Source organism: Ignavibacteria bacterium, assembly GCA_016707005.1.
In the GTDB taxonomy this organism is placed as follows: domain Bacteria; phylum Bacteroidota; class Ignavibacteria; order Kapaibacteriales; family Kapaibacteriaceae; genus UBA10438.
Genome location: JADJIQ010000001.1, coordinates 560,221 through 583,705, shown reverse-complemented (window position 1 = coordinate 583,705; position 23,485 = coordinate 560,221). Strand labels below are relative to the sequence as shown.

Below are 23,485 nucleotides of genomic sequence, written 5' to 3'. Positions count from 1 at the left end.
ATGAGAGTTCGGCAGGCGATCATCGCAGGTTTACTAGCGATCGTTAGTATCACCGCATTCACGTCGGCAGCAGCACAGACGTTCGTCCCAATACGGATCGACGCACGTGCGTACCCGTCCATGTCCGCAAAGATCTATGCGCTCGATGCAACTGGGATGCCCCAGTCGCTCAGTGCGTCGGATGTTGCCGTTGCGGAGAACGGGACACAGGCAACGGCCACTACATCGTGTGAGCCGTCGAATGCAGGCCGCAATCTCTCACTCGTTGTTGCCGTGGACGTTTCCGCATCAACAGCGACGGGGTCACCATCTGCCATGGATCTGATGAAGAATGCGGCTCGCGGTGTGCCGCAGCTTCTCACATCAACGTCGGACGAGATCGGATTGTTGACCATTGATGCACAAGCAAACCTACTGTTTGGGTTGTCCACGGACAAGGTCACCTATACGAGCTTGGTTGATAACGTGCGTACATCCGCTGGCGTGAATCTCACCACTGGCTTGTTGAGTCAACCAATGGGCGGTCTCACTCACCTCCAGAATGCGCGCAATAACCGCGCCCTGCTCCTGATGACCGATGGAGCCCCTTCATTTGATGTTGTAGCCTCCCTTGCAATCGCTCGGACGTTTGGTATTCGGGTCTACGTGATCTGCATGAACAATGCAGCTTCCGATCTACTCAAACGACTTGCCGATTCTAGCGGCGGAGCATGGACGGAGAGGGTCACGACGATCGCTGATGCAACAGCATGGGCCCGCGGTTTTGTAGCCGATGCGAAGAATTTCCCATCGTGCTCAACCACGTGGACGTCAACCACGTCATGCAACAATGTTCGACAGACAACATTTACCATTGGAACCACAGTTCGCTCCGGCCAATATGTACTGCCGGCAAACGCGCTGTCCGTGTTGCAGGTATCTCCTCTCGGGATCGAGTTTGGCAGACCATCCGCCGGTAACAACGTTTCTCGGTCGGTAACACTCATTGCCAGAAATCAAGACGTGGTTCTGAATGCCTATTCCATTTCAGACCCTCAGTTCACGCTCGTGTCACCTCCCAATTTCCCGGTGACCATTCGCAAGGACCAAAGCCTACTTCTTACGGTGCAGTATTCATCGGTTACTCCTAACGGTAAATATGCCGAGCTCACGTTTACGTCGGCCACGTGCGATCTTCCACGGATCTCACTTCGAGGGGGCAGTCCATTCGCCGGAGAACAACTTCGTCTGCTCAAGCCGAATGGCGGAGAGAATTTCATTGCCGGTTCGGACACCGTGATCCAGTGGACAAATGTCCTACCGCAAGACGTGGTCCGACTCGAATACAGTGTTGATGGTGGCGCACAATGGAAACCCCTGGCGGAATCAGCCAACGGACTCTCGTATGCATGGAAGCCAGGTCCTGCTGTTTCAGATTCCTATCGCATTCGTGTATCACGAACAGTGATCGATCCGGATAACATCGTAGAACTCACAGGATCTGATCAGCCCCTTTACTCAGCTGTATTCACCGAAGACGGACAGAAGGTTCTCACGGGTGGTCACGACGGAACCGTCCGGCTCTGGAATGCTTTCAACGGCACGCAAGAGCGTCTCGTTGGCGTCCACGGAAACTGGGTATGGGCTCTGGCCGTGATGCCAAACACAACGAACGTTGCCTCTGCGAGCTTCGATGGTTCCGTCCGCATTTGGAATTACGCTACCGGCGAACGGATCGCTACGATCCCGATGGACGGTGAAGCGTTCACTGTTGCGTTCAGTCCCGACGGGAAGAGACTCTTCATTGGCTCGCGACGCAGTATCACCGTTGTAACAACTGCAACGTGGTCAACAGAAACCGTGAAGGTTGTTCCGACAGGTCCGGTCTATGACATCGACATGGCAACCAATGGCTCGGTGATCGCCGTTGCAGAAGGCACTACTGCTACTGTTCGCAATGCCAATACGCTCGAGATTGTAAGCACTCTTGAATCCGGCGGTCGTACTGGTGAGATCTATGCTGTTGCCTTGAACACGGCAGCATCACGCGTTGCAACAGGCGGTACGGACTTCATTGTTGCTACATTCAACGCAACCACCGGTTCACAGATCAGTACAGCGCCGGCAGTGATCGCTCCGATCCTCAGCCTCGACTTCTCACCAGATGATGCGTCTGTGCTCTCGTCGGGCGGAGACGGAACGGTGAAGATCTATACCGCTTCGGACCTCACACTTGCATCATCATTAGCCGGACATGAAGGTCAGGTCTTTAGCGCGAGTTATTCACCGAACGGCAAACGTGTTGTGTCGGCCTCATTGGATTTCACTGCTCGCGTCTGGACCCTTGATGGTATTGGTTCCGTTTCCGATGCCTCGGATCAGAACTTCCGCGTTGTTGGCGCCACTGCATCTGCAACAGCCATTGACATGGGAAGTGTTGCTCTCGGATCAGGAACAGACAAGGTTGCAAATGCTGTAACGGCTGTCGGCCAGGCTCCTTTGAAGATCCTGAGTGCCTCATTCGTTGGCGGAGATGTCTCTGACTTCGGTCTCATCTCTACCACACTCCCGGATCAGATCACGGCCGGTACGCCGCTTCAGCTCGATGTCTCGTTTGTGCCAACGCAGCTAGGTCCACGCTCCGCAGATGTGGATGTTGTGACCGGCACAGGTACCGTCCGGGTGCGAGTAACTGGAAATGCTGTCAATCCAACATTCATCGCTCCCGTCGTTGTGGATTACGGACGTCGTGTTGCGAACCAAGCAATTGTTGACACGATCATCACCCTTCGCGCTCCATCAACGGCAACTCAGCCGATCACCGTGGTTACGTCGGTACTCACCGGACCACAGTCGAACCAATTCTCGATCCAAGCAGGGGGCGGCAACTTTACACTTCAACCCGGACAGCAGAAGCAGATCCAGGTTCGTTTTGAACCGACGGATTTCGGACGGTTCGCGGCTGAACTCGTCTTCGACGTTCAAGGTGGTTCACCGTTCCGCGTACGACTCTACGGTGAAGGAACGGGTGACGGGCGGATCGCAACTACCTCCACACTTCTCTTCCCTACGGACCGTTGCACGGATCCAACAAGCACACAGACGATCACGGTTTCGAACTACGGCAACACCGAGCTTCAGGTCTTTAGCGCCGGAGTAGAGGGTGCGAATGCAAATGAGTTCACCGTAACGGCACCAAGTGCCTACCCTATCCCGATTGAGCCAAACAAGTCAATCACTCTTAACGTCACATTCAACCCTACCCAGAACGGCGCTAAAGACGCAAAGGTTGTGATCTCCTCAAGCGCGGTGAATGCCGTGAATGGTAGAAGTGTTGTTCCGATCTCCGCGCGACGTGACTCGGTGGGCTTTGAGCTCTCCCGTCCGACGGTGAACTTCAACAACATCAACGAAGGTCAGGAAGCCATTGAACGACTCCTCCTGATCAATACCGGTACCGTCGCTTTGCGCTGGCCAAGAACCTCGATCATCGTTGGACAGTTCCGCATTGAGAGCATCACGCCCGAAGTGACGCAGCCAGGTGAACAGTCGGACATGACCGTGAGATTCCTCGGCGGTACCGCCGGCACGGTCTATGATGAGACCTATACCTTTGTTGACTCTGTGTGCGGAACTACAGAGCCCCTTCGCATGATCGCCACAGTCAAGAGCTATATCGGAGCAGACCTGCGTATCAGTAGTGTTCGGGCTACTACCGGACAAGAGATCGACGTACCGGTCTACATCAGCAACAAGGTGAACTTCGATCGAACGAGTGTAACCCAACTGGATGCGCGATTGCTCGTGAATGGTACGATCCTCACTCCGTCTGGCAACACGCCGATGGGAACGTTCCGTTCAGACGGTATGCGAGAGATCGCCGTGATGATCCCAATCCCAACAACGGACTCACTGGCAACAACGCTCCGCTTCCGTACATCATGGGGTAATGACACGTCTTCAGTGATCCACATTGACTCACTCGTCCTTACCGACACGCTTGAGATCCGGAAACACGACGGTGAAGTGATCATCACGGACATCTGTCGCGAAGGTGGTGCTCGCCTGATCGAACTCACGCAGCAAGCAGCCGGGATCCGTGTGGCACCGCTGCCGGCTACGGGCTCTACTACTGCAGTTGTTACAACAGTAGAAGCCGGACGAACCTCGGTTGATCTCGTAGACCTCACCGGCCGCGTGGTCAGATCCGTTGCAGACCGAGTGATGCAAGGGGGCTCCTGGTTCATCCCGCTCGACCTGACGACGATTCCGAACGGTTCATACTTCCTGATCCTAACTACTCCATCCCAACGCATCGTTGAACGAATCGAGGTGGTGCGCTAATGACCCAGAACATGAACCTTACTCCTCGCACCATGCGCACAACTCTTCTTGCAGCTGTTCTCTTGCTCATCATGGGCACACCTTCGCAAGCACAGAACAACACGGTTGCAGATAAACCGCGTATCGGTGTATTCGGCGATGTTTCTTATGACATCTTCGGCGCATCGTTCTCCCGCCTCCCTGAAGTACCAAACTGCTGTCCGGAATTCACTGGTGGTTCCGGGATCGGTTTCTTTGGCGGTATCGTCTATATCGCACCGATCGACCCAACTTGGCTGCTTGATCTTCGTATGCACTACGGAACGTATTCAGTGGATATGACCGCAACGCAGACACTGCCAACAGTGCTCGGTGATGGCACTACAACGAATGCGGAGATCCAGCACGACCTCTCAGGATCGTTCACGCAGATCAGTGTGGAACCGATGGTCGGATACAGACTCACGCCGGACCTCTCTCTTCGTGCCGGGATCATGGCCGGATATCGCGTAACGGCTACCTACGATCAATCTGAAACTCTTGTTCAGCCGGCGAATGCGACTTTTGAAACCGGACGTCGCACACGCAATGCTGTGAGCGGCGATATCGAAGGTGTGAATGCCTTCGCTCTCGGCCTCACCATTGGTGCATCGTATGACCTGCCGTTGAATTCCAGCCGTACGATGTTCCTCAGTCCGGAAGTCCTCTTCACGCTCTCCCCGTTCGACATCGTCAAAGATGTCTCGTGGAAGGTACAACATCTCCGCGCCGGACTTGCTCTCACGTTCATTCCGCCGGACGTAGAAGATTCACTTGATGAATATCAACTGTATGATGTAGCTCGTAGAACTCCGCTTCCGGTGAAGGGGGCTCCTGGTGTTGCCTTCGTTTCAAATATCTCCGCAACAGGTATCACCGAGGATGGCCGCACAAGCTCCACACAAGGTCTGAAGATCGAGGAATTCGCTTCAACACGCGTACGCCCAATTCTGCCGTATGTGTTCTTCGATAACAACTCGGCAGCTCTGCCATCGCGGTATCGCCGGATAAATCAGGATCAGGTTGATTCGTATTCGCTCGATAACTTCTACAACCTCGATGCGATGGTCACCTACCGTCAGATGCTTAACATCATCGGCAAACGAATGACGGATAACGAGTCGGCTACGCTGACACTCACAGGATGTATGGACAATGCCGAAGACAAGGCAGCTGGCGATCTTTCAGGTCAACGTGCGGCGGCCGTGAAGTCCTACCTCGTCGATACCTGGGGGATCAAGGCAGATCGCATCTCTGTTGAATCTCGCGGCTTGCCGGCAACACCATCAAACGTCAACGAAGCCGACGGACGTGAAGAGAACCGTCGCGTAGAGATCGCATCATCCGATGCTTCGATCCTTGCTCCGGTGATGTCCAACGATACCATGCGTGTATTCGAGCCTGCCGGTGTGCGGTTCATGCCGTCCATCGACCCACGTGTGCCGATATCGTCGTGGACTGTCTTCGTTTCTGAGGACGAACGCATCATCCGCACCTTCCACGCAGGAGAGCCTATTCCGGCATCTGTGGACTGGCGCATCTCAGAGCAGAGCGGTGTGATCCCTCGCGGCACACGCAACATCGAGTACATGCTCGTTGTCCAGGACTCAACCGGAGATGTGGTTCCATCTGAAATGAAGGTCATCCCTGTTAGCGAGGTCACGCTTGAGGATAAGAAACGTTCCGGCGGTGTGGACAAGTCGATCGATAGGTACTCGCTCATTCTCTTTGCCTTTGACAAGGCCGACCTTTCAAACGAAAATCAGGCGATCGTCAACAGCGTAAAGGGACGCATCGATCCGAATGCACAGGTCAAGATCGTTGGCTATACAGACCGCTCCGGCGCAGACGATTACAACCAACGTTTGAGCGAACAGCGTGCCCGTTCAGTGGCAAGTGCCCTCGGTCTTACCAATGCAACGGTGACCGGTCTTGGTGAGCGCCTCCCGCTCTATGACAACACCACGCCAGAAGGCCGATTCTATTCGCGCACTGTTGAGATCGTGGTGGAGACGCCGCGCCGATAATGCGTTTGCTCATTCTTAATTGGCAGGACAGAAAACATCCACAAGCAGGTGGCGCTGAGACCCACCTCCATGAGATCTTTGGTCGCATTGCACGAATGGGACACTCCGTCACACTCTTGTCATGCGGTTTTGAAGGGGCTCCTGAACGCGAGACCCTCGACGGTATCAATGTGATACGTCGAGGGTCTCGTTCTACATTCAACTTCTCCGTTCCATTGTGGTGGCGCACGGAAGGACAAGCGCTTGATCCTGATATCGTGATCGACGACATCAACAAGATCCCGTTCATGTCGCCACTCTACATCCGCCGTCCGATCGTTGGTATCATTCATCACCTCTTTGGTGATAGCCTGATCAACGAGGTGGGAAGGCTTTCCGCGGCCTACGTCTCCTTCTTTGAACGTAGAATCCCTCGCGTCTACGCCACTACGCCGATCTCCGTTGTCTCAGAGAGCACACGGCAGGAATGTATTACGTTGGGCCTGCCCCCTTCCAACTTGCATGTGATCTACAATGGCATCGAGCCAACGGAGTTCCCGATGCGAGTATCGGAGAAGGCTGCCGTGCCGACGGTTGTGTACTTCGGTCGACTTAAGCGCTATAAATCCGTTGACCATGTGGTTCTTGCTTTTGCTCGTGTGCGCGAAGCCATTCCTGATGCGCGGTTGCAGATCATTGGAAGAGGCGACGATCTGCCCCTTCTCGAAGAACTCGTGGTGAACCTTAACCTCGGAGATTCTGTTTCCTTCCGTGGCTGGGTCTCCGGCGAAGAAAAGGTTGAGCTCCTCAGCAGGGCCCATGTGGTAGTGAATCCATCCATCAAGGAAGGTTGGGGGATCACGAATATGGAAGCGAATGCGTGTGGTACTCCGGTGATCAGTGCCGATGTACCCGGCCTGCGCGATTCGGTTAGCAATGGCGTCTCAGGTGGACTCTATCCCTACGGGAACATTGAGCAGCTCGCGATCATGATCAACAATGTTCTAACTGATGCCGAACTGCGAATGCGCCTCAGCGAGGGTGCTGTTCACTGGGCGTCGTCCTTTACATGGGATCGCAGTGCCAAAGAGATGCTCTCACTTTGTGAACGAACGATCTCAACATGGTCACGAGACTGATCATCATATTATCCGTGCTATTTGCGATCGGCTTTGTCGATGCTCGCACACAAGGACTTCGTGACAGCAGAGGCCGAGACTTTTGGTTGGCGGTGCCGCCGAATGATCATAGGCAAGGAAGCGACTCGTCTTCCTTCCTTTCACTTCTCTTCAACTGTGATCAGAGAACCGATGTACGTATCGAGGCTCGAGCACGCGATGGTTCCGTTGACATCCGAACATTCACTGTTCCCGGAGCAGCAATGTGGGAAACCAGATATTCCACAATTCAATACGAACATCGAGGTGTAACCGCGCCTGACGGATCTACGGCAGACTGCGAAAAGGCAATGCCAATGAGTATCCACGTCACGACAACAACAGATGTAACCGTATATGCTGTGTTGCGTGATGTAAATACGAGTGATGCATGGATGTCGCTTCCCACAGATGCTCTCGGCACATCGTATCGTGTATCAACCTACCCGTCAACCGCCGTTGCTGACACAACATCGTTTATAGGCATCCCCATCTACACGTTCACAGCAGTGTATCCGAGTCAGTTTGTTGTTGTTGCCACAGAAGACAACACCGACGTGACGATCGACCTGAGTGTAAGTCGATCCTCTGTTGCCAACGGAACGCGGCGCACTGTGCGTCTCAACAAGGGTCAAAGTTATCTCGTACAAGCCCGAGTAACGGAAACGCGTCAGAACGATGACCTCACGGGAACACGGGTCACAGGTTCAAAGCCACTTGTAATGCTCTCGTCTCACTATCGTGCTCAGGTGCCCATCCTTGTTGAGGAAGCGTCGCGAGACTGCTTAGTTGAGCAGCTCCCAAGCACTGACACCTGGGGTAAGCATATCATCGTTCCACCACTGCGAAGGCCGAATGATTTCCAATCGGCTGGGCCAAGCGACGTAACGGTATGTCGCATCGTTGCCGATGTGGACAGCACCTTGGTACAAGTGAATGGATCGCTCCCGTGGCAGATCGACGCAGGCAAATTCTGGGATCTGCCACTGACCACTGCTCTGGATATCGTCTCAACAAAGCCGGTGCTGGTTACGATCATCGATCGATCTGCGAACAGAAGCACCGGAGGAGTACGACGTTCCGGTGATCCGTCGCTTATTCTTATGCCTCCAGTAGAACAGTTCTTGAACGCCTACCGAGTTGCGAATGCTGAACCTCAGGCAGTTGGAGCACCAGTGTTCCGTCAACATCAGATCACATGTGTGGTACCGATCTCCGCCGTTGCCTCGCTCACGATCGATGGAGCCCCTTCCCCTGCTCCAACGGCGATCCCCGGAACGTCGTATGCCTACGTGCATATGAACGTTGCAGCCGGACAACACGAGGTATTGTGCGATAGCGCTTTCGGGATCGTTGTCTATGGATATGGTCCCGCAGAGTCGTATGGATACACAGGCGGTATGGCGTTCGATCGACTCTATATCCCGAGCGTCGTATTACGTGTCCTCGATATTCAAGGGGCTCCAGGTGATGCTGATACGATCCATGCCGTGGTGGACAGCATCAGCGATCGGATCGACCTCTTCTTATCGGGCGCTATTCGATTGGATGGCGCGATGATGCTGGATCTCTCAACGTTTGTCCCGAGAACCTCCACCGTGGAAGATCCAGCAACGATGTTGGGAAGCATTCCCTTTGGTTTGGACTTTGATACGTTGTCCGTGGGTGACACGATCAGCATTGTTCCGGGCTGGCATACACTGGGACGAGATACGGTAACGGTGAGCACACTTGCCAACATCCTCTGGACCACGGGTTCAGGTGACACGGTGGATGTTGTGACCACGATCATAGATGGCCGAGTGATCACAAGCGATGTGTGTCTTGATCAGCAACCTCGACTCTTCGATCCGCTCATGGCGGTCACCACTCGTGAACGCCGCTACTACGATGTCCGCGGTCGATATGTAGGCACCACACTTGATGGACTTCCGCCCGGCGTCTATTTCCATCGATGATCATCGCATTCAATAAGCCGTACGGTATGCTCTCGCAGTTCACACCGGAGCCCGGAAGTGCATATCGCACGCTTTCAGAGATCGGCTTTCCGGAGAACGTCTATCCAGCAGGAAGACTTGACGCAGATAGCGAAGGGCTCTTGATCCTCAGTGATGAAAAGGGGCTTCCCACCTACCTCTTGGATCCGGACGCAGCACATGAACGCACGTATTGGGTGCAGGTGGAAGGTCTGCCAACAACGGAGACGCTACATGTCCTGGAAGTTGGCGTGATGATCAAGGGTAGGCTCACGCTGCCATGCATGGCTGAGGTGCTTCATCCGCAACCAGTGATCGAAGACCGCACGCCCCCAATCCGCGTGCGCAAGAACATTCCTGACACGTGGATCGCTTTGACGTTGACAGAAGGAAAGAACCGTCAGGTCCGTCGCATGACAGCAGCAGCCGGATTTCCTACGCTACGCTTGATCCGCATTCGGATCGGCGGTCTTCACCTCAACCACCTCAACCTCGGCGTTGGGCAGTGGTGCGTTCTTGGATCTGACCACCGTAGGGCGCTGCTTCAGTAAGCGCGTGTACCGCACGATGGAGAAGCCAAAGCCTGCCACCATTGTGATCACACCGATCCACACAAGAGAGATAAAAGGCTTCACAGAGAATTCAACGGTGAAGATCTCCCGAGGCGTTCGCATCGGCTTCGACGTGTCCCGGAATTGGAGTCTGCCCTTTGACTTCGATGGATCATCGTTGTTCCGAACGATCTCCGAGAGTCCGATAGATGTAGTGGTTCCAGGCACATCAGCCCACACCGGTTCAAACGTAGGGCCGCCGGTGCCCGTTCCGATCTTCGTAAGCGCCTTTACATCATGAACTGTGCCGTTGATCGCAACGCGTAGCATCGCCGCCATCTGCATACGACCGTCAGAAGAAGCCCCTTCCTCCATCGGCATGGTGAATCGATCGAGCGTGATGTTCACTGTGGAGTCGATGGGCGACGTGATGGTAGCCCCCTTTTGAATGTCCGTTCCGAAGAACAGATCCTCACGTTCCGTTGCCTTTGGTGAGACGTAGAGATCGTTCATCACGCCCCAACGAATGCCAGGCTCGAGGAATGCGGATTGACGTTGGTTGAAGTCGCTCCAGTACAAGACCGGTGCAACAACGCGCGACTCGCCGTCCTTTTCGATCCGAACATCATAGCGCAGTTTCTCACGATCAACAAAGTGCTTCTCGATCTGTTCCTTACCGAGATACGTCAGCGTGTATTCCCCCACCTTGGTTGGAACGCCGTGAGTTAGCATGGCATGGTGGGTCTCGGTATACGACGACGTAGTGATCACACCAAAGATGAGAAGCGCGATGCCTGTATGAGAAACATAGGCGCCGGCCATCGTCGATGATCGTGTGATCAAGCTCCAACCAACGCGCATGTTCACCACCAGGGAGAACCATGCAGAGAAACTTAGGATGATCTGTCCTACTTCGTGTACGCCGAGAGCAACCATCCCAACCGTGCATACAGCAGAGATGACCGCGGCCTCCACCGAACGTCTGATGAGGAGGTGTCGTGGAGTGCTGCGCCACTGCACGATCAACGCCAAGGCGTTCACGATCAGTACCATGGGGACAAGGACCAGGTGGACCTTGTTATAGAAGTCTGTGGCAACGGCAACCTTTGGCTGACCGATCACTTCCATGATCACCGGCCACGACGTACCGACGGTAACGAAGATGGCACTGGCCATGATCAATGCTGAGCCGATGGAAAGCATGAACTCCCGTGTTGTGGGAGCGAACTCCTCGCGGTTGACGTTCATATCCTTGCGTCGTGCCAGTACCATGCCAACACCGATCGTGGTGAAGGTCAGCATGAACAACAACAGGATCCAGAACGCGAACTTGCCGGGATCAACAAAGGAGTGTACAGATGTATCTCCGAGAACACCGCTTCGTGTAAGGAAGGTTGAGTACAACACCATCACGAACGTTGCAACGGCAAGGATCATGTTCGTCTTCACAAGTCCGTGTGTCCGCTTCTGCACCAGCATGGCGTGTACGAGAGCTACCGTTACCAACCACGGAATGAGCGATGAGTTCTCCACCGGATCCCAGCCCCAGAAGCCACCCCAGCCGAGTGTTTCATAGGCCCAGAAGCCGCCCAACATGATGCCGAAACCAAGGACTGCAGTTCCGAACAATGTCCACGGCAACGCGATGGATATCCACTTGTGATAATCCTTTCGAACCAGTCCCGCCATGGCAAAGGCAAAACTCACACTCATCGAGGCAAACCCTGTGAACAGGATCGGCGGATGGATTGTGATCCATGCATTATGGAGGAGTGGGTTAAGCCCCCTACCATTGAGAGGGACATCTGCAATGGTTATCCCATCAGCAGCAAACGTCTCATAATAGAACGCGAAGGGATTCTTTACCACCAACAACAACGTCAAAAACGTAAGGATGAGTCCGTAGAACATCATCACCGGTTCTTCATACTTGTGACGTCTGGCATACGGCGTGAGGAATACACCGATCAGTGCCACCAGCATCGTCCAAAGCAAGAAGCTCCCCTCCTGACCTGAATAGAAGCAGGCGATGAGAAGGTGAAGGGGCAGTTCTTTGGAAGAGTAGTTCCAAACGTAGTGGTATTCGAAGCGGTGTTGAATGATATTCACCACCAACATTGATGAACTTGCCACAAGTCCTAGCGCAAGGATCGTGAAGACCACTCGTGCTATGCGAGCATAGACCGAGCCCTCTGGTTTGCGGATGGCTAGACCGTAGAGTACGGTGGAGGTCACGGCCATTCCGAACAGGACATGGATAAGGATCTGACCGATCATTTGGCGTATACCTGTGTTGCATGGAAATAAGCGTCGCCACCGCCGTGTACGTGCCCTACGAATCGCACCACTTGTCCACTCAGGAACGGACCTTCTGGTTGTGCGCCTGTGAACTGAGCGCGGAATTCTGCTCCCGACTCGTCCTTACAGATGATCGAGGAAGGGGCTCCTGTCGCATCCACAATGGTGGACACGATGATGACCTTTGGTGCTTGATCACTTTCGGATGTTGTCTCCGTGTGTTGAGCGCCTTCAAACGTCACTTCCTTGAGGTCGCCATACGTTGAGGCGATCCATACCGCGAGCGGTATGCCAAGAACAGCGGAAATGATGATCAACTTCTTGAGCATGGTCAGGACTTCGGCATAGCTTCAGCTGGTTGTCCTTCGTACTTCGAAGGACATTTCGTTAGAACACTTGAGGCCTTAAAAACACCGTTCTCAACACGACCTTTCGCAACAACACTGATCGCGATCTCAAAGTTGTTTGGTTTGGCACCGATGAGTTCAACTGGGATGACCTTTCCTTTGTCATCCTTCATCGTGAAGCGAAAGGTATTGGAGGGGGCGTCATAGCTTGACCCTTGTTCCTTGACCCATGTTCCAACGATCTGGACTGTTTTACCGAGCTGTTCTGCACGCTCAACGTTCGTGTATTCTACAGAACTGTTGTCGAGTGCTGTATATCCAACGTAGGCGAGTGCAGCGATGACTACACCTGCAATGATGTACTTGATCGGGAATCGACGTGGTGATTGATCCATGGTTGCCTCAACGCGTAATGCGTCGTTCGAGTTCGCGCAGACGTGCATCCACACGCTGCAAATACACGGCGATGCCGGCCCAAAGGATGAGAGCCGTTGCTAACACCACATACGTGGCATTCTGCGTCAGAAAGTCGATCATAGATTCTCCGAAAGTGCATTCACGCCCCGTTGAACCCGTGCAGCACGAACGCGCAGGTTCATGAGCCAGAAGTAGACAAGGGTGAAGGTGAACAGCGAGAGGCCGAAGAGGAGTTGCTTGGTTGGGTTGATCGCATCAGAACGCGGACTCAGGAGTGGGCCCATGTTCGTATCGTCGGAACTGCCCGGATGGAGTCCGGGGAGCAATCGGGGAAGGATGAAGATCAAGAACGGAACTGTTACGAAGGCAACGATGGAATACGCCGCACTGAGTCTGGCGCGTCTGTCAGGATCATCAATGGAACTGCGTAGCAAGAAATATGCAGCATAAACAAGCAACAAGATGAAGATCGATGTTTCACGCGGATCCCAATTCCAGAACGAGCCCCAATTGAATTTAGCCCAAACAGCACCGGTGACGGTGGCAAGGATGGCATAGAGGGTACCAACGCTGGCAGCGGCCATCGACATGTCATCATGGTTCAGGTCTCGTGAACGCAGGAATCGCACCGCAAAGATCATGGCGATGAGGTAGGCGATCACAGCCACCCACGACATCGGCACATGGAAGAAGATGATACGGGCACGCTCTTCGAGACCCATGATATACGGAAGCGTAATGATCGGATCAACGGCCACTACATCATCAGCTTGGAAGACGAGATCTGAACCTGCTCGGCGCACTGAAATGATCACGGCGGTTCCATCACCTGCGCTGCGAAGCTCGTCAGCGACCGGTGCCCAAGCACGGATCATCACCTGTACCTGTGATGCTCGGGCATCCGTGGCCGGGATCAATACTGTGCCGTGTTCATCGGCCACGGCCTTTGATGGTTCCGTGCGCACATAGACCGGGACTGCCTTTGTACTGTCGGCTCTGCCTTGGATAACAGCATCCGTCATGCTCCCGCCGATGGGCGGCAGAATACCAAGGATGGTTGTAGCTGCAACACAGAGGATGGCAAGCATTCGCCACCACTGGGGTTTTGGTCTACCGAAAGGTCCGGGAAAAAATCCCAAGAACACTCCAAGGAGTGTTCCGCCGAGCATAAGGGCAAACTTCATAGGTAGCGAAGTTACGAATTACCCTGCAAGCCTTTTGGTGAGAACGAGGGTGTTCCGAGGATGACCCTTTGTGGCAGGCATATACTGCACATCGTCCATCACCCTCCGCATGAGCGAGATACCCAAGCCCCCTACCCTTCGCTCACGGAAATAGTCTTCCATGTTGGGGTGTTCGATGCTGGCTGGGTCAAAGGGGCGAGCCGTGTCGCTGATCTCGATTCGGACGTCGCGGTCGTCCACAGCAACGAGGATCTCGATCGACTGGGAGGCATCGTGGGCAAATGCGTGGGCGATGAGATTCGCGCAGGCTTCGTCCACGGCGAGAACGATCCCATTCTCTTCGAACTCTGTGAATCCGCAGTCTTCGATCTGTGAGGAGATGAACTCTCGAATGGTTCGCAGACTATCCGTGGATGCAGAGATCTTGAGGTGTTCTGTATGGTTGCTGAAGGCGATCATCACGAGACAGGATAGGCGTTCACGGCTTCGTCAACGCTGGAATGGATGTTGAAGAGAACAGGGAACCCTAACAGGTCGAAGACCGTAAAGACCTTGGGCTTCATAGCGGCCATCTTGATATCCCCATTCTCGCGTTTCACGGCTTCGATGAAGACCATAAATACGCCAAGTCCGGCACTGGAGATGTAGTCGAGATCGGTGAAATTCACCACAAATCGACGGCACCCGCCATCATAGGCAGTAAGAAAGATCTTCTCAAGATCTGAGGCGGTATGCGCATCAAGGTATCCAGAAAGATCGATGATGCAAACGCTGTTCGGTCCTTGACGGACCAATGCGGAGAAGGGATTCATACTGGTGTTCCTTGGTGTTCCATACGGTAGGATACGGTATCGGTTGCACATGCGTCCGAAACAACGATCCCGACGATGGTAATATCGTCATGCGGATCAGCTCCCCGTGCATGCCGTTCCACGGCGTCGAATGTCTCCTTCACGAGGGCTGCTGCCTGTTGCGCGGAAGACCCACGCACCATGTCGGAGATCACGTCCATCCCGATCTCTTCCAAATTGGGATCGCGACGTTCCGTAACGCCATCCGTGGTCAGCAGACACATGTCACCCTCTTGAACAGCGATCTCAACCTCCTCAATAGCATCGTTAAAGGTCTGCGGCGGGACGATCCCAATGGCAACTCCTCGCGGCTGAAGGATCTTGATCTCGCCCCCTACACGAAACACGGCCGGTGTGTGTCCTGCACGTGCAATACGAAGGGAACACGTTGCAATGGAGAACTGAACACAGGTAAGGGAGATGTAGGAATGTCGATCCATGGAACCAAGCAGCGTTTCATTCACCCGGCGCAGAAGGTCTGCGGGGCCGGACGATATCCGCATCTCCGCTAGAACAACACCTTTCAACGTTGCCATGTAGAGAGCTGCGGGAATCCCCTTCCCAGCCACGTCAGCGATGATCACACCCTGGGTTCCATCGGCAAATCGAATGTAGTCGAAGTAATCGCCCCCTACTTCGGTGGCAGGGATCATCACGGCATGGACGTTGAATGGGCGGACATCAGGACTGGTGCGCGGAAGCAATGACGACTGAATATCTCGCGCCACGTCTGCCTCTTTTTGGAGTCGCTCTCTGTTGAGTGCAGCTTCCATGAGTCGAGCTTGATCCAAGGCAACGCTAACCATGTCTCCGAAGGCTGTGAGCAGCCGCACATCGTCTGGCTCAAATCCGTAGTCCACGGTGCTGAATACCACAAGCGTGCCCATACGACGATGGTCACTGAAGATGGGGACGATGATCATCGAACGAACAGCCACATCACCGGCGTCCTTCGTCATATCACTGAGTGCTTGAACATGGACCGGCCCTTTGCCGCCCGTGATGAGAGCATGGATCGTTGGGTTTGCGTGGAGGGCTCGGACGTATTCAGGATGAACGAGCTGTGCCGCTGCTACGCGCATACCCTCACCCTCATCAACCTCCATCCATGCGCCATGTGCCCTACAGATCCTAAGGGCGAGATCCGTTGTGCTGTTCAATAAATGGTCAACACTGACGGCGGCTGTCATAAGCCGCGTGATATGCGCAAGCGATTCTACTTCGCTCGACCGTCGGTCTACGATCGCGCTGTTCGGCAACGCTGCGATCACGGCAAAAAGGAATCGAAGGAAGAAGACGAATCCAAAGAAGTTGATGGCACTTGGTAGAACTGCACCGCTTCGCACGAATGCGGCTGCCGACTCCGTAACGTAGGCATCGATGCTCGATAGATGCATCACGGACAGAACGATCGAGGCAAAGAGTGCACAGACCGTGAGCCATAACAGACGGATCTTCTTCTCCATCGTGATCGTGGCAAGCCAATTCAAGCGTTGCGTATTGATGAGCATGAGGATGCCACCAAAAACGGCAAGTACCACGCTAAGGATAGTAAAGACAGAGCTGACGGATCCCAACGTTGAGCACAACCATATGCTGAGGATAATGACGGCCTGTACGATGAGGTAGATTCGCGTGCGTTCGTGGCGGCGCATCAACAAAAGAGTAGCAAGGAATCCGGCGAGACCTATGGAAATGGCAAAGGTGCCGATGGCCACGAGGTGCGACGTGAGCACACCGAGCAGACTCGTCATCCTACCGTTCTCAAAGTCGTCCGGTACGATAGCAGCGAAGACCAACAAGGCCAATGCGGAGACCGAATATGTGGTGAGCGCCGAGGCAACAGGCTCATACGTGAGTGTTTCGCGAGGGCGTCCGATGCGCAGGACAACCACTCCGATCATACAGACAATGGCAATATCACTGAGAACCGTGAGTGCTACTTCAACAAGAAAGACCTCGTCGATCGATCTCCCCTGCTGAACACTCCACAGCGCTACGGCCACCATTCTCATGATAGTGCTGGCAACACCGATCACCACAAGCATCGTTGTGATCGATCGGCGTACAGTTTGATCTTCCGGAATCCGGATCATTGTCCCTCCACAGAGTGCAACCTACGACCATATGCCGTTGAGGTTGCATACCCGCTCATTGTCTGTCTAGGAAGAGTACACCGGTGGCCGACATTTCCGGCACACGAGCAGAACCAACAATGTTCTCGCGAACTACTCCTTCAGCCAACACCTCGCCGCGCAGGTCCATGGGAACCCCTAGCGAGCCATCCGTAAATCGCATCTTGATCTCGGCGGAACCATCCGTGATCGTTACCCAGCAACCTTCATCTTGGCACACAGACCCAACGATGCCTCGGATCGTGATAACGCGGCCGAGATTCTCTGGCTTGGTCGCATCCGAGACCGAAATCACCATTCGGGCTGCATCGGGCCTTATACCGATATGATCCGGTTTAGAGCACCCAGGAACAAGACCACTCAGCAGCACTGCCGCAATGAGAGTTGTTGCGATATGACGAGGTGAGGTTGTCATTGAGAAAAACACGGGAAACGGAAACGCCCCTTATGCGCTTGCACAAGAGGCGTTGTCATGAGAGCCAATGACCGGACTTGAACCGGTGACCTGCTCATTACGAATGAGCTGCTCTACCAGCTGAGCTACATTGGCAGGCTATCAGAACCACAATATTAGGGATGCTACGCCACATGACCAACTATTGAAGCCCTGCATTTTCCACAAAGGGGCCTATCGAACAACGATCAGCATTCGTTCAACTTCATTGTCGGGCGTTGTAGTGCGCAACTCATACACTCCAAGCGGGATATCCGAGATGGACACTTCGAGTTCGTTCGCTTCGGTTGAATGCCATACGATCCGAACATTCCCGATCTCGGTACCACTGATGGTATAGACAGCAACAGAACTCCACGATGCTGCACGCCCAGGACGGGTGAATACCACGGATTTGTCTGGTCTTCTCAGTACAGTACGATGTGCTTCAACCACGAGTGGCTGTATCTGTGTTCTCCCAAGTTTGGCCATCACGTCGGGTATGTTCTCATACCAAAGGAGTACCTCTTCGTCTCCGATCCTTGTCCGCATTGGTAGGTACGGTCCGGATGCTAGGCTCCCATTTGATCGCTCGATATCAAAGATGAGTCCCCCATCGAGATTCGTAACGCGGAATGGTGACGGTGCAGGGGCAGAACAGACGATGCTACGTGCATCGCCCCCTTCACATGTGATCTGGATACATGTCTCTCGATTGGCGGTATTATCCACCATCACCACTCTATCCGACGAACCCAACATGGAACGAATGTCCTTGTACGCCGCAAGATCCACATCGAGCGAACGAAGGATCTCCGGTGTTGCAAGGGCAGCATTTATAAGCAATGGTTGCGGCACAAACACCGACCGAGTACGAGATGGAAGGGGGCGATCCAACCGCACAGCAGGAACCGACGAAATGGTCGGGCTTGGAACGGGCGTCGCCGGCGGTGGCGGAGCAGCAAGGTTAACTGCTGTGGCGACCGGTGTTGACGGAATGCCGAGGGCGAACCACAGGCATACGGCAGTTACGGTGATCAGGATGAAGCCTACGAACAATGTGCGTCGAACCACCCGCGAGCGCTGATGACGAATGGCTGCACGCTCAAGAGATGAACCGAGCGTGAACGGACTTGATCCTCCGCGCAAGGATGCGAGTGGATCGATGTTCGGGTCATGTGCCATGATCGTCACCTTCTGAAAGTCGACGTCGTAATTCCTGCCGTGCGCGGAAGAGTTTGGCCTTGAGTCCGCCTACTGTTCCTCCATGTACGGCTATCACATCTTCGAGACTCCATCCGAGCACATCCACGAGCACAAGGCATTCTCGTTGTGCTACCGGGAGTTTCTGAAGCTCATCTCGCACCAATCGTGCATCCGTAAGTCGGTCCGGTAGCGGATCAGAAGAAGCCTGATCGAGATCAGGCTTCCACGGACCAAAGAGCTTTCGCTTCATGTTTTGACGGATGTACGTGCGATGAGCGATGCGGAAGAGATAGGTGCGTGCCGCACCAGGTTCACGAACCGAGGACCACGACTCATACGCCTTGAGTATCGTATCCGCCACAATATCCTTTGCGTCCTCTGCAGATCTCGTCAACGACCGCGCAAACCGAGCCAGGTCATCGTGATGTTCCTGAAGAACGGCAAGGAAGGCAGTGTCATCGCGGAGTCCATTGCTCATTTCACTTTCCGGCAACCTTCAAGACGTTGCCATATGCCTGCACAATGAACTCGTCATCGTCACCATTGCCACTTACCGTGAAACGAATAGAGCCAGAGATCTGGCCTGGCTTATCAGGAGTGCAACGAACGATCAGCTCACGCTTCTCACGCGGTCCAAGGACCGTGCCATCGGGAAGGTCTGCCTTGATCATACCGTCAATGATGACCTTGGAGATCTTGATGGAGGTATTCGATGGATTCTCCATCGTCATCGGTACGGTAGACTCGGCACCTACGGCCGCATCATTGAAGGAGACAAACGTGGAAGGTCCAATGAGCAGAACACGTTCGAGGTTGACCTTGAGCATCACGACCTTCACAATCGTATCTGAACCAAGAAGCCCCTTGATCGTGACGGTCTTCACGATCGGTCCGGACTGAGACGGCGTAAGATTGAGCTTGATCTTGACCTTTGCTACCTCGCCCGGCTTGAGTTCCCACTTGTCAGGATCTGTCTTTGTACAACCACATCCCGGCTTGACTTCAAGGATCTTCAGGATGCCGCTCTTTGCTACGTTTTCGATAGGAAGCTCGGCTTCAACGAATTGTTGCTTAGGAAGGCGCATCGTTCCCCAATCCTGAGCATCGGGAACCTTCATTGCAGACTGGGCAGTAGCAGCGAGTACGCCTACAACGAAGGCGAGAATAACAAGAGCAGTACGGAACATGGATGTCTCCGGCAAATGGTGGGCGTAACGCCGTCCATCGGCGCACAGAAGGAAGAGAGACGTAACGATCAAAAAGGATTCACGGTCCGACGAAGAACGTCAACATATTTTTCAACATACATCGGAACCTGGGATCGACGGTACTGCATGATAAACCGCGGATGTTCGAGATATTCAATGGTGCTGTACCCCATGATGTTCCTCACTTCACGCTCCGAGAAGGTCTTCAACTTCCCTGTTCCAAGGACGATGCAGCGATCCGAGACAAGTCCTGCTGCGTGCTGCTCCTTAAGTGAGTTGATCACGAACGGAACGATCTCGCGCATAAGCACGGGGTCATCGTAGAAATTGATGTTGATGCCGTTCTTGATGAATCCAAGGGGGCTCAGTGCACACATGTACAGATCACGGTAGAATGCTACCGGCCCGCCGTATGCATCGATGACCATACTGATGAACTCGGCTGAAAGCTCACGACGTCCGGCTAAGGTTGTTTCAATCCCCAAGAGGTTCGTCACAGCCCATGGGTCCGTGAAGGACAATCCAGTAATGCCGGCACCGAATCTGCCCGGGTTAATACCCCACACACCGACGCGCGGACGACTTCCGGTATAATACCGCGATACCATCTCGTGAATGATACGTTTGACCTCAGGATCCTTGTAGGGATCGAGGATCTCGATCCCATTCGGCAGCATTCCATCATACCTCATCGACATGAGGAACCGTTCAATGCCTCTGCCGAAAGACTCAGATACCATAGACGTTGCGTGCCTTGGCACCAACGTAGGTAAGGAAGTCCACTTCAGTGAGGGGGCGTCCGGAGATGCGCTGGATCATTTCCTGCGGAGTCTCGGTTCGTCCATAGCTATGGACATGCTCTCGCAACCACCCAAGGATCGGCGCGAAGTCGCCATTGGCAACACGATCCCGCACATCCGGCATGGCAACCTGCATCGCATTCCATTCCATTGCTGCGTAGAGCTTGCCGAGAGTGTACGACGGGAAGTACCCGATGCCACCGAATGACCAATGCACGTCCTGGAGACAGCCTTCTGCATCATTTGCGGGTACCACACCAAGTGCCGCTTCCATCTTCTCGTTCCAACGCTTCGGAATGTCCTTCACCTCAAGCGTTCCGGCGATGAGATCGCGTTCGATCTCGAATCGAAGGATGATGTGCAGGTTATAGGTGAGTTCATCGCTTTCAACGCGATTGAGCGACGGGCGCATCTTGTTGATCGCACGATAGAAGCTGCGTACGTCCTGATCCTTGAGTTGATCAGGGAAGGCATCACGCAGTTGCGGGAAGGCCCAACTCCAGAACTCTTCACTGCGAGCGATCACGTTCTCCCAGAACAAGGACTGCGATTCATGGATACCCATGCTCGCCCCTTGACCGGAGAATGTACGTGCGAGATCTGTACCAACACCTTGTTCATACATGCCATGTCCGGCCTCGTGGATCAAACCAAAGAGGCACGACCGGAGATCGTTCTCACGGATCCGCGTGGTAAGACGAACGTCTGTGCTTCCGAACGATGTGCAGAACGGATGTGCCGAGAGATCCACCCGGCCGGTGTTCATGTCGAACCCGAGCGTCGTAATGATCTTTGTGGCCGATGCGAGTTGAGCGTCACTATTGTACGAGCGATACAACACGTCATCGCTTACTGTGTCTTGCTTTGGCGTGATCTCCGCAAGCAGTGCAACCGTGCCGGTACGGAGTCGATCGAAGATCGGCGTGAGCACGTCTACAGTTAGTCCCGGCTCGAAGGAGTCGAGCAGATTATCATAGAGATGTGCCGCCGGTCCAACGATCTCTGCCTCACGACGCTTGAGGTCAACTGTCTTTGCGAGAAGGGGCTCAAAGATGCTGAAGTCCGATGCTTGACGAGCGCGCTTCCACGCATCCTGCGCCATCGATGCTGTACGCGCTTGTTCTTCCACGAGATCCGATGGAAGCTTGAGCGAACGGTCATGATCGCGGATGAATGTCTTTGCAACCAACAGCTGCCGGGGCGTGAGCGACGGCAATTCGTTCTTCACATCTTCAACGATCGCAACGGTGTCGGCATTCGTTGTGTGTTGATGGATGAAGGATGACAGTGTGGCCAACTGTTCGGCACGTCCGGCCACAGCGCCGTCGGGCATATACGTTTCTTGATCCCATCCAAGAACCGCAGCTGCGGCTCCAAGATCTGTGATCAAATGCATTTTCTCCGTCAGGCGCTGAAAGGCTTGCATAGTGCTGGTGAGGCGTAATGTGAGTGTGTTAGATGATCATCAGGGCATCGCCGTAGGCAAAGAGACGATAGTCCGTCTTCATTGCACGCTTGTAGGCTTTGAACATAGAATCCTTTCCACCGGCATAGGCCGTTGCTACTAGAAGTGACGGACTAGCGGGCTGGTGGAAGTTCGTGATGAAGCGGTTGGCGATCTTGAATTCGTACGGCGGATGAATGAACTTGTCTGTCCATCCCTTATTTGGCTTTACGATACCGCTTGTAAGAACGCTCGACTCAAGCGCACGCACAACACTGCAACCAACAGCATACACGTTCTTCTTGGACTTGAGTGCCTTGTTGATCACGTCAGCAGAATCCTTGGTGATCTCAAAGTACTCGCTGTACATGCGGTGCTTGGTAAGATCCTCAACCTCGATGGTCTCAAAGATCCCCTGACCGATGTTCAGCTGAACCGTGGCGATCTTCACACCCTTCTTCTCTGCAGCCTTCAAAAGTTTCTCGGAGAAGTGAAGTCCGGCTGTAGGGGGCGCAATAGAACCAACCTTGCCCGGATTGGCAAAGACACACTGGTACGACTCCTTATCAGCATCTGTTGGCTCACGCTTCACATATTCTGGAAGGGGCATCTGTCCGATACGTTCAATCACTTCGTGCAGATCGCCGTCATACGAGAAACGTACGGTACGACCACGCGATGTGGTGTTATCGATGATCTCACAATAGAAGCGGTTGTTATCGAAATAGATCTTGTTGCCGATACGCACCTTACGAGCAGGCTCAACAAGAACATCCCAAATGCGCTCTTGCGCCTTGAGCTCACGAAGAAGCATCACTTCGATCTTGGCGTTGGTCTTTTCCTTTTTGCCGAAAAGGCGTGCAGGAAACACCTTTGTGTCGTTGACCACAATAACGTCCCCCTTTTCCATGTAGGAAAGGACGTCTTTGAAATGACGGTCTTCGATCTCACCTGTTTCGCGGTTCAGTACCATCATCTTGGCACTTTCACGTGGATCCGCCGGGTGCTTGGCCACAGCGTTTTTCGGAACCGCGAACTTAAATTCGGACAGCTTCATCGTTTTCTTTGTAAATATTGCGCGAAACTGCTAAGATACGGCGATTTTAAGCCCAGCGCCACTGAAAAGTGCGC

At 53.8% G+C, this 23,485-nt stretch carries 19 protein-coding genes and 1 tRNA gene; 5 read left to right on the top strand and 15 right to left on the bottom strand.

Going from position 1 to position 23,485, the window contains the following annotated elements; genetic code table 11:
* Genes IPI29_02520 through IPI29_02500 form a run of 5 tightly spaced genes read left to right on the top strand, consistent with a single transcriptional unit; the run spans position 1 to position 10,031 of the window.
* The gene (locus tag IPI29_02520; GenBank protein ID MBK7411409.1) at positions 1-4,323 is read left to right on the top strand and encodes a choice-of-anchor D domain-containing protein; all 4,323 of its coding nucleotides are present in this window, start codon (positions 1-3) and stop codon (positions 4,321-4,323) included.
* Complete coding sequence (locus IPI29_02515; GenBank protein ID MBK7411408.1) at positions 4,323-6,368, top strand: OmpA family protein; 2,046 nt, start codon at positions 4,323-4,325, stop codon at positions 6,366-6,368. The genes IPI29_02520 and IPI29_02515 overlap by 1 nt, the downstream gene beginning before the upstream one ends.
* On the top strand, positions 6,368-7,486 hold the full coding sequence (locus IPI29_02510) for a glycosyltransferase family 4 protein (protein ID MBK7411407.1): 1,119 nt from the start codon (positions 6,368-6,370) through the stop codon (positions 7,484-7,486). The genes IPI29_02515 and IPI29_02510 overlap by 1 nt, the downstream gene beginning before the upstream one ends.
* Complete coding sequence (locus tag IPI29_02505; protein MBK7411406.1) at positions 7,471-9,462, top strand: IgGFc-binding protein; 1,992 nt, start codon at positions 7,471-7,473, stop codon at positions 9,460-9,462. The genes IPI29_02510 and IPI29_02505 overlap by 16 nt, the downstream gene beginning before the upstream one ends.
* The gene (locus IPI29_02500; GenBank protein MBK7411405.1) at positions 9,459-10,031 is read left to right on the top strand and encodes a pseudouridine synthase; all 573 of its coding nucleotides are present in this window, start codon (positions 9,459-9,461) and stop codon (positions 10,029-10,031) included. Before IPI29_02505 ends, IPI29_02500 begins: the two co-directional genes overlap by 4 nt.
* On the opposite strand, the gene ccsA (IPI29_02495) is transcribed toward IPI29_02500, so the two are convergent.
* From ccsA (IPI29_02495) to queA, 15 genes are all read right to left on the bottom strand, one after another.
* Positions 9,921-12,308 carry a cytochrome c biogenesis protein CcsA gene (gene ccsA / locus IPI29_02495; protein MBK7411404.1) on the bottom strand — a complete coding sequence of 796 codons (2,388 nt, stop codon included), beginning with the start codon at positions 12,306-12,308 and terminating at the stop codon, positions 9,921-9,923. The genes IPI29_02500 and ccsA (IPI29_02495) overlap by 111 nt on opposite strands.
* Positions 12,305-12,658, bottom strand: coding sequence for a hypothetical protein (locus IPI29_02490; GenBank protein MBK7411403.1), 354 nt, complete (start codon positions 12,656-12,658; stop codon positions 12,305-12,307). Before IPI29_02490 ends, ccsA (IPI29_02495) begins: the two co-directional genes overlap by 4 nt.
* Before the next feature lie 2 nt (positions 12,659-12,660).
* Positions 12,661-13,071 carry a cytochrome c maturation protein CcmE gene (locus tag IPI29_02485; protein MBK7411402.1) on the bottom strand — a complete coding sequence of 137 codons (411 nt, stop codon included), beginning with the start codon at positions 13,069-13,071 and terminating at the stop codon, positions 12,661-12,663.
* Between the two features lie 138 nt (positions 13,072-13,209).
* Entirely contained in the window at positions 13,210-14,277 is a 1,068-nt protein-coding gene (gene ccsA / locus IPI29_02480; protein ID MBK7411401.1) for a cytochrome c biogenesis protein CcsA, read from the bottom strand.
* Between the two features lie 18 nt (positions 14,278-14,295).
* Entirely contained in the window at positions 14,296-14,736 is a 441-nt protein-coding gene (locus IPI29_02475; GenBank protein ID MBK7411400.1) for an ATP-binding protein, read from the bottom strand.
* Positions 14,736-15,089, bottom strand: coding sequence for an STAS domain-containing protein (locus tag IPI29_02470; protein ID MBK7411399.1), 354 nt, complete (start codon positions 15,087-15,089; stop codon positions 14,736-14,738). The genes IPI29_02475 and IPI29_02470 overlap by 1 nt, the downstream gene beginning before the upstream one ends.
* Entirely contained in the window at positions 15,086-17,224 is a 2,139-nt protein-coding gene (locus tag IPI29_02465) for a SpoIIE family protein phosphatase (protein ID MBK7411398.1), read from the bottom strand. The genes IPI29_02470 and IPI29_02465 overlap by 4 nt, the downstream gene beginning before the upstream one ends.
* Before the next feature lie 55 nt (positions 17,225-17,279).
* Positions 17,280-17,678 (bottom strand): DUF4920 domain-containing protein, encoded by a 399-nt coding sequence (locus IPI29_02460; GenBank protein ID MBK7411397.1) that lies wholly within the window; start codon positions 17,676-17,678, stop codon positions 17,280-17,282.
* A 62-nt stretch (positions 17,679-17,740) separates the two neighbouring features.
* Positions 17,741-17,813: transfer RNA gene (locus IPI29_02455), tRNA-Thr, on the bottom strand.
* Between the two features lie 78 nt (positions 17,814-17,891).
* A complete protein-coding gene (locus IPI29_02450) occupies positions 17,892-18,881 on the bottom strand; it encodes a hypothetical protein (GenBank protein ID MBK7411396.1) in 990 nt (329 codons plus the stop codon).
* Complete coding sequence (locus IPI29_02445) at positions 18,871-19,380, bottom strand: RNA polymerase sigma factor (GenBank protein ID MBK7411395.1); 510 nt, start codon at positions 19,378-19,380, stop codon at positions 18,871-18,873. The genes IPI29_02450 and IPI29_02445 overlap by 11 nt, the downstream gene beginning before the upstream one ends.
* A 1-nt stretch (position 19,381) precedes the next feature.
* Positions 19,382-20,089 (bottom strand): DUF1573 domain-containing protein, encoded by a 708-nt coding sequence (locus IPI29_02440; protein ID MBK7411394.1) that lies wholly within the window; start codon positions 20,087-20,089, stop codon positions 19,382-19,384.
* A 68-nt stretch (positions 20,090-20,157) separates the two neighbouring features.
* On the bottom strand, positions 20,158-20,850 hold the full coding sequence (locus tag IPI29_02435; protein ID MBK7411393.1) for a DUF4918 family protein: 693 nt from the start codon (positions 20,848-20,850) through the stop codon (positions 20,158-20,160).
* A complete protein-coding gene (locus IPI29_02430; protein MBK7411392.1) occupies positions 20,840-22,300 on the bottom strand; it encodes a carboxypeptidase M32 in 1,461 nt (486 codons plus the stop codon). Before IPI29_02430 ends, IPI29_02435 begins: the two co-directional genes overlap by 11 nt.
* Positions 22,301-22,364: 64 nt before the next feature.
* On the bottom strand, positions 22,365-23,411 hold the full coding sequence (gene queA / locus IPI29_02425; protein MBK7411391.1) for a tRNA preQ1(34) S-adenosylmethionine ribosyltransferase-isomerase QueA: 1,047 nt from the start codon (positions 23,409-23,411) through the stop codon (positions 22,365-22,367).
* Between the last annotated feature and the right edge of the window lie 74 nt (positions 23,412-23,485).

Bases quoted from the DNA above. Each gene is read 5' to 3' on its own strand.
- IPI29_02505 (MBK7411406.1), top strand. From the start codon at position 7,471: ATGGTCACGAGACTGATCATCATATTATCCGTGCTATTTGCGATCGGC.
- IPI29_02450 (MBK7411396.1), bottom strand. From the start codon at position 18,881: ATGGCACATGACCCGAACATCGATCCACTCGCATCCTTGCGCGGAGGA.
- IPI29_02485 (MBK7411402.1), bottom strand. From the start codon at position 13,071: ATGGATCAATCACCACGTCGATTCCCGATCAAGTACATCATTGCAGGT.
- queA (MBK7411391.1), bottom strand. From the start codon at position 23,411: ATGAAGCTGTCCGAATTTAAGTTCGCGGTTCCGAAAAACGCTGTGGCC.
- IPI29_02500 (MBK7411405.1), top strand. From the start codon at position 9,459: ATGATCATCGCATTCAATAAGCCGTACGGTATGCTCTCGCAGTTCACA.
- IPI29_02445 (MBK7411395.1), bottom strand. From the start codon at position 19,380: ATGAGCAATGGACTCCGCGATGACACTGCCTTCCTTGCCGTTCTTCAG.
- IPI29_02515 (MBK7411408.1), top strand. From the start codon at position 4,323: ATGACCCAGAACATGAACCTTACTCCTCGCACCATGCGCACAACTCTT.
- IPI29_02510 (MBK7411407.1), top strand. From the start codon at position 6,368: ATGCGTTTGCTCATTCTTAATTGGCAGGACAGAAAACATCCACAAGCA.
- IPI29_02475 (MBK7411400.1), bottom strand. From the start codon at position 14,736: ATGATCGCCTTCAGCAACCATACAGAACACCTCAAGATCTCTGCATCC.
- IPI29_02440 (MBK7411394.1), bottom strand. From the start codon at position 20,089: ATGTTCCGTACTGCTCTTGTTATTCTCGCCTTCGTTGTAGGCGTACTC.
- IPI29_02465 (MBK7411398.1), bottom strand. From the start codon at position 17,224: ATGATCCGGATTCCGGAAGATCAAACTGTACGCCGATCGATCACAACG.
- IPI29_02470 (MBK7411399.1), bottom strand. From the start codon at position 15,089: ATGAATCCCTTCTCCGCATTGGTCCGTCAAGGACCGAACAGCGTTTGC.
- ccsA (MBK7411401.1), bottom strand. From the start codon at position 14,277: ATGAAGTTTGCCCTTATGCTCGGCGGAACACTCCTTGGAGTGTTCTTG.
- IPI29_02520 (MBK7411409.1), top strand. From the start codon at position 1: ATGAGAGTTCGGCAGGCGATCATCGCAGGTTTACTAGCGATCGTTAGT.
- IPI29_02490 (MBK7411403.1), bottom strand. From the start codon at position 12,658: ATGCTCAAGAAGTTGATCATCATTTCCGCTGTTCTTGGCATACCGCTC.
- ccsA (MBK7411404.1), bottom strand. From the start codon at position 12,308: ATGATCGGTCAGATCCTTATCCATGTCCTGTTCGGAATGGCCGTGACC.
- IPI29_02460 (MBK7411397.1), bottom strand. From the start codon at position 17,678: ATGACAACCTCACCTCGTCATATCGCAACAACTCTCATTGCGGCAGTG.
- IPI29_02435 (MBK7411393.1), bottom strand. From the start codon at position 20,850: ATGGTATCTGAGTCTTTCGGCAGAGGCATTGAACGGTTCCTCATGTCG.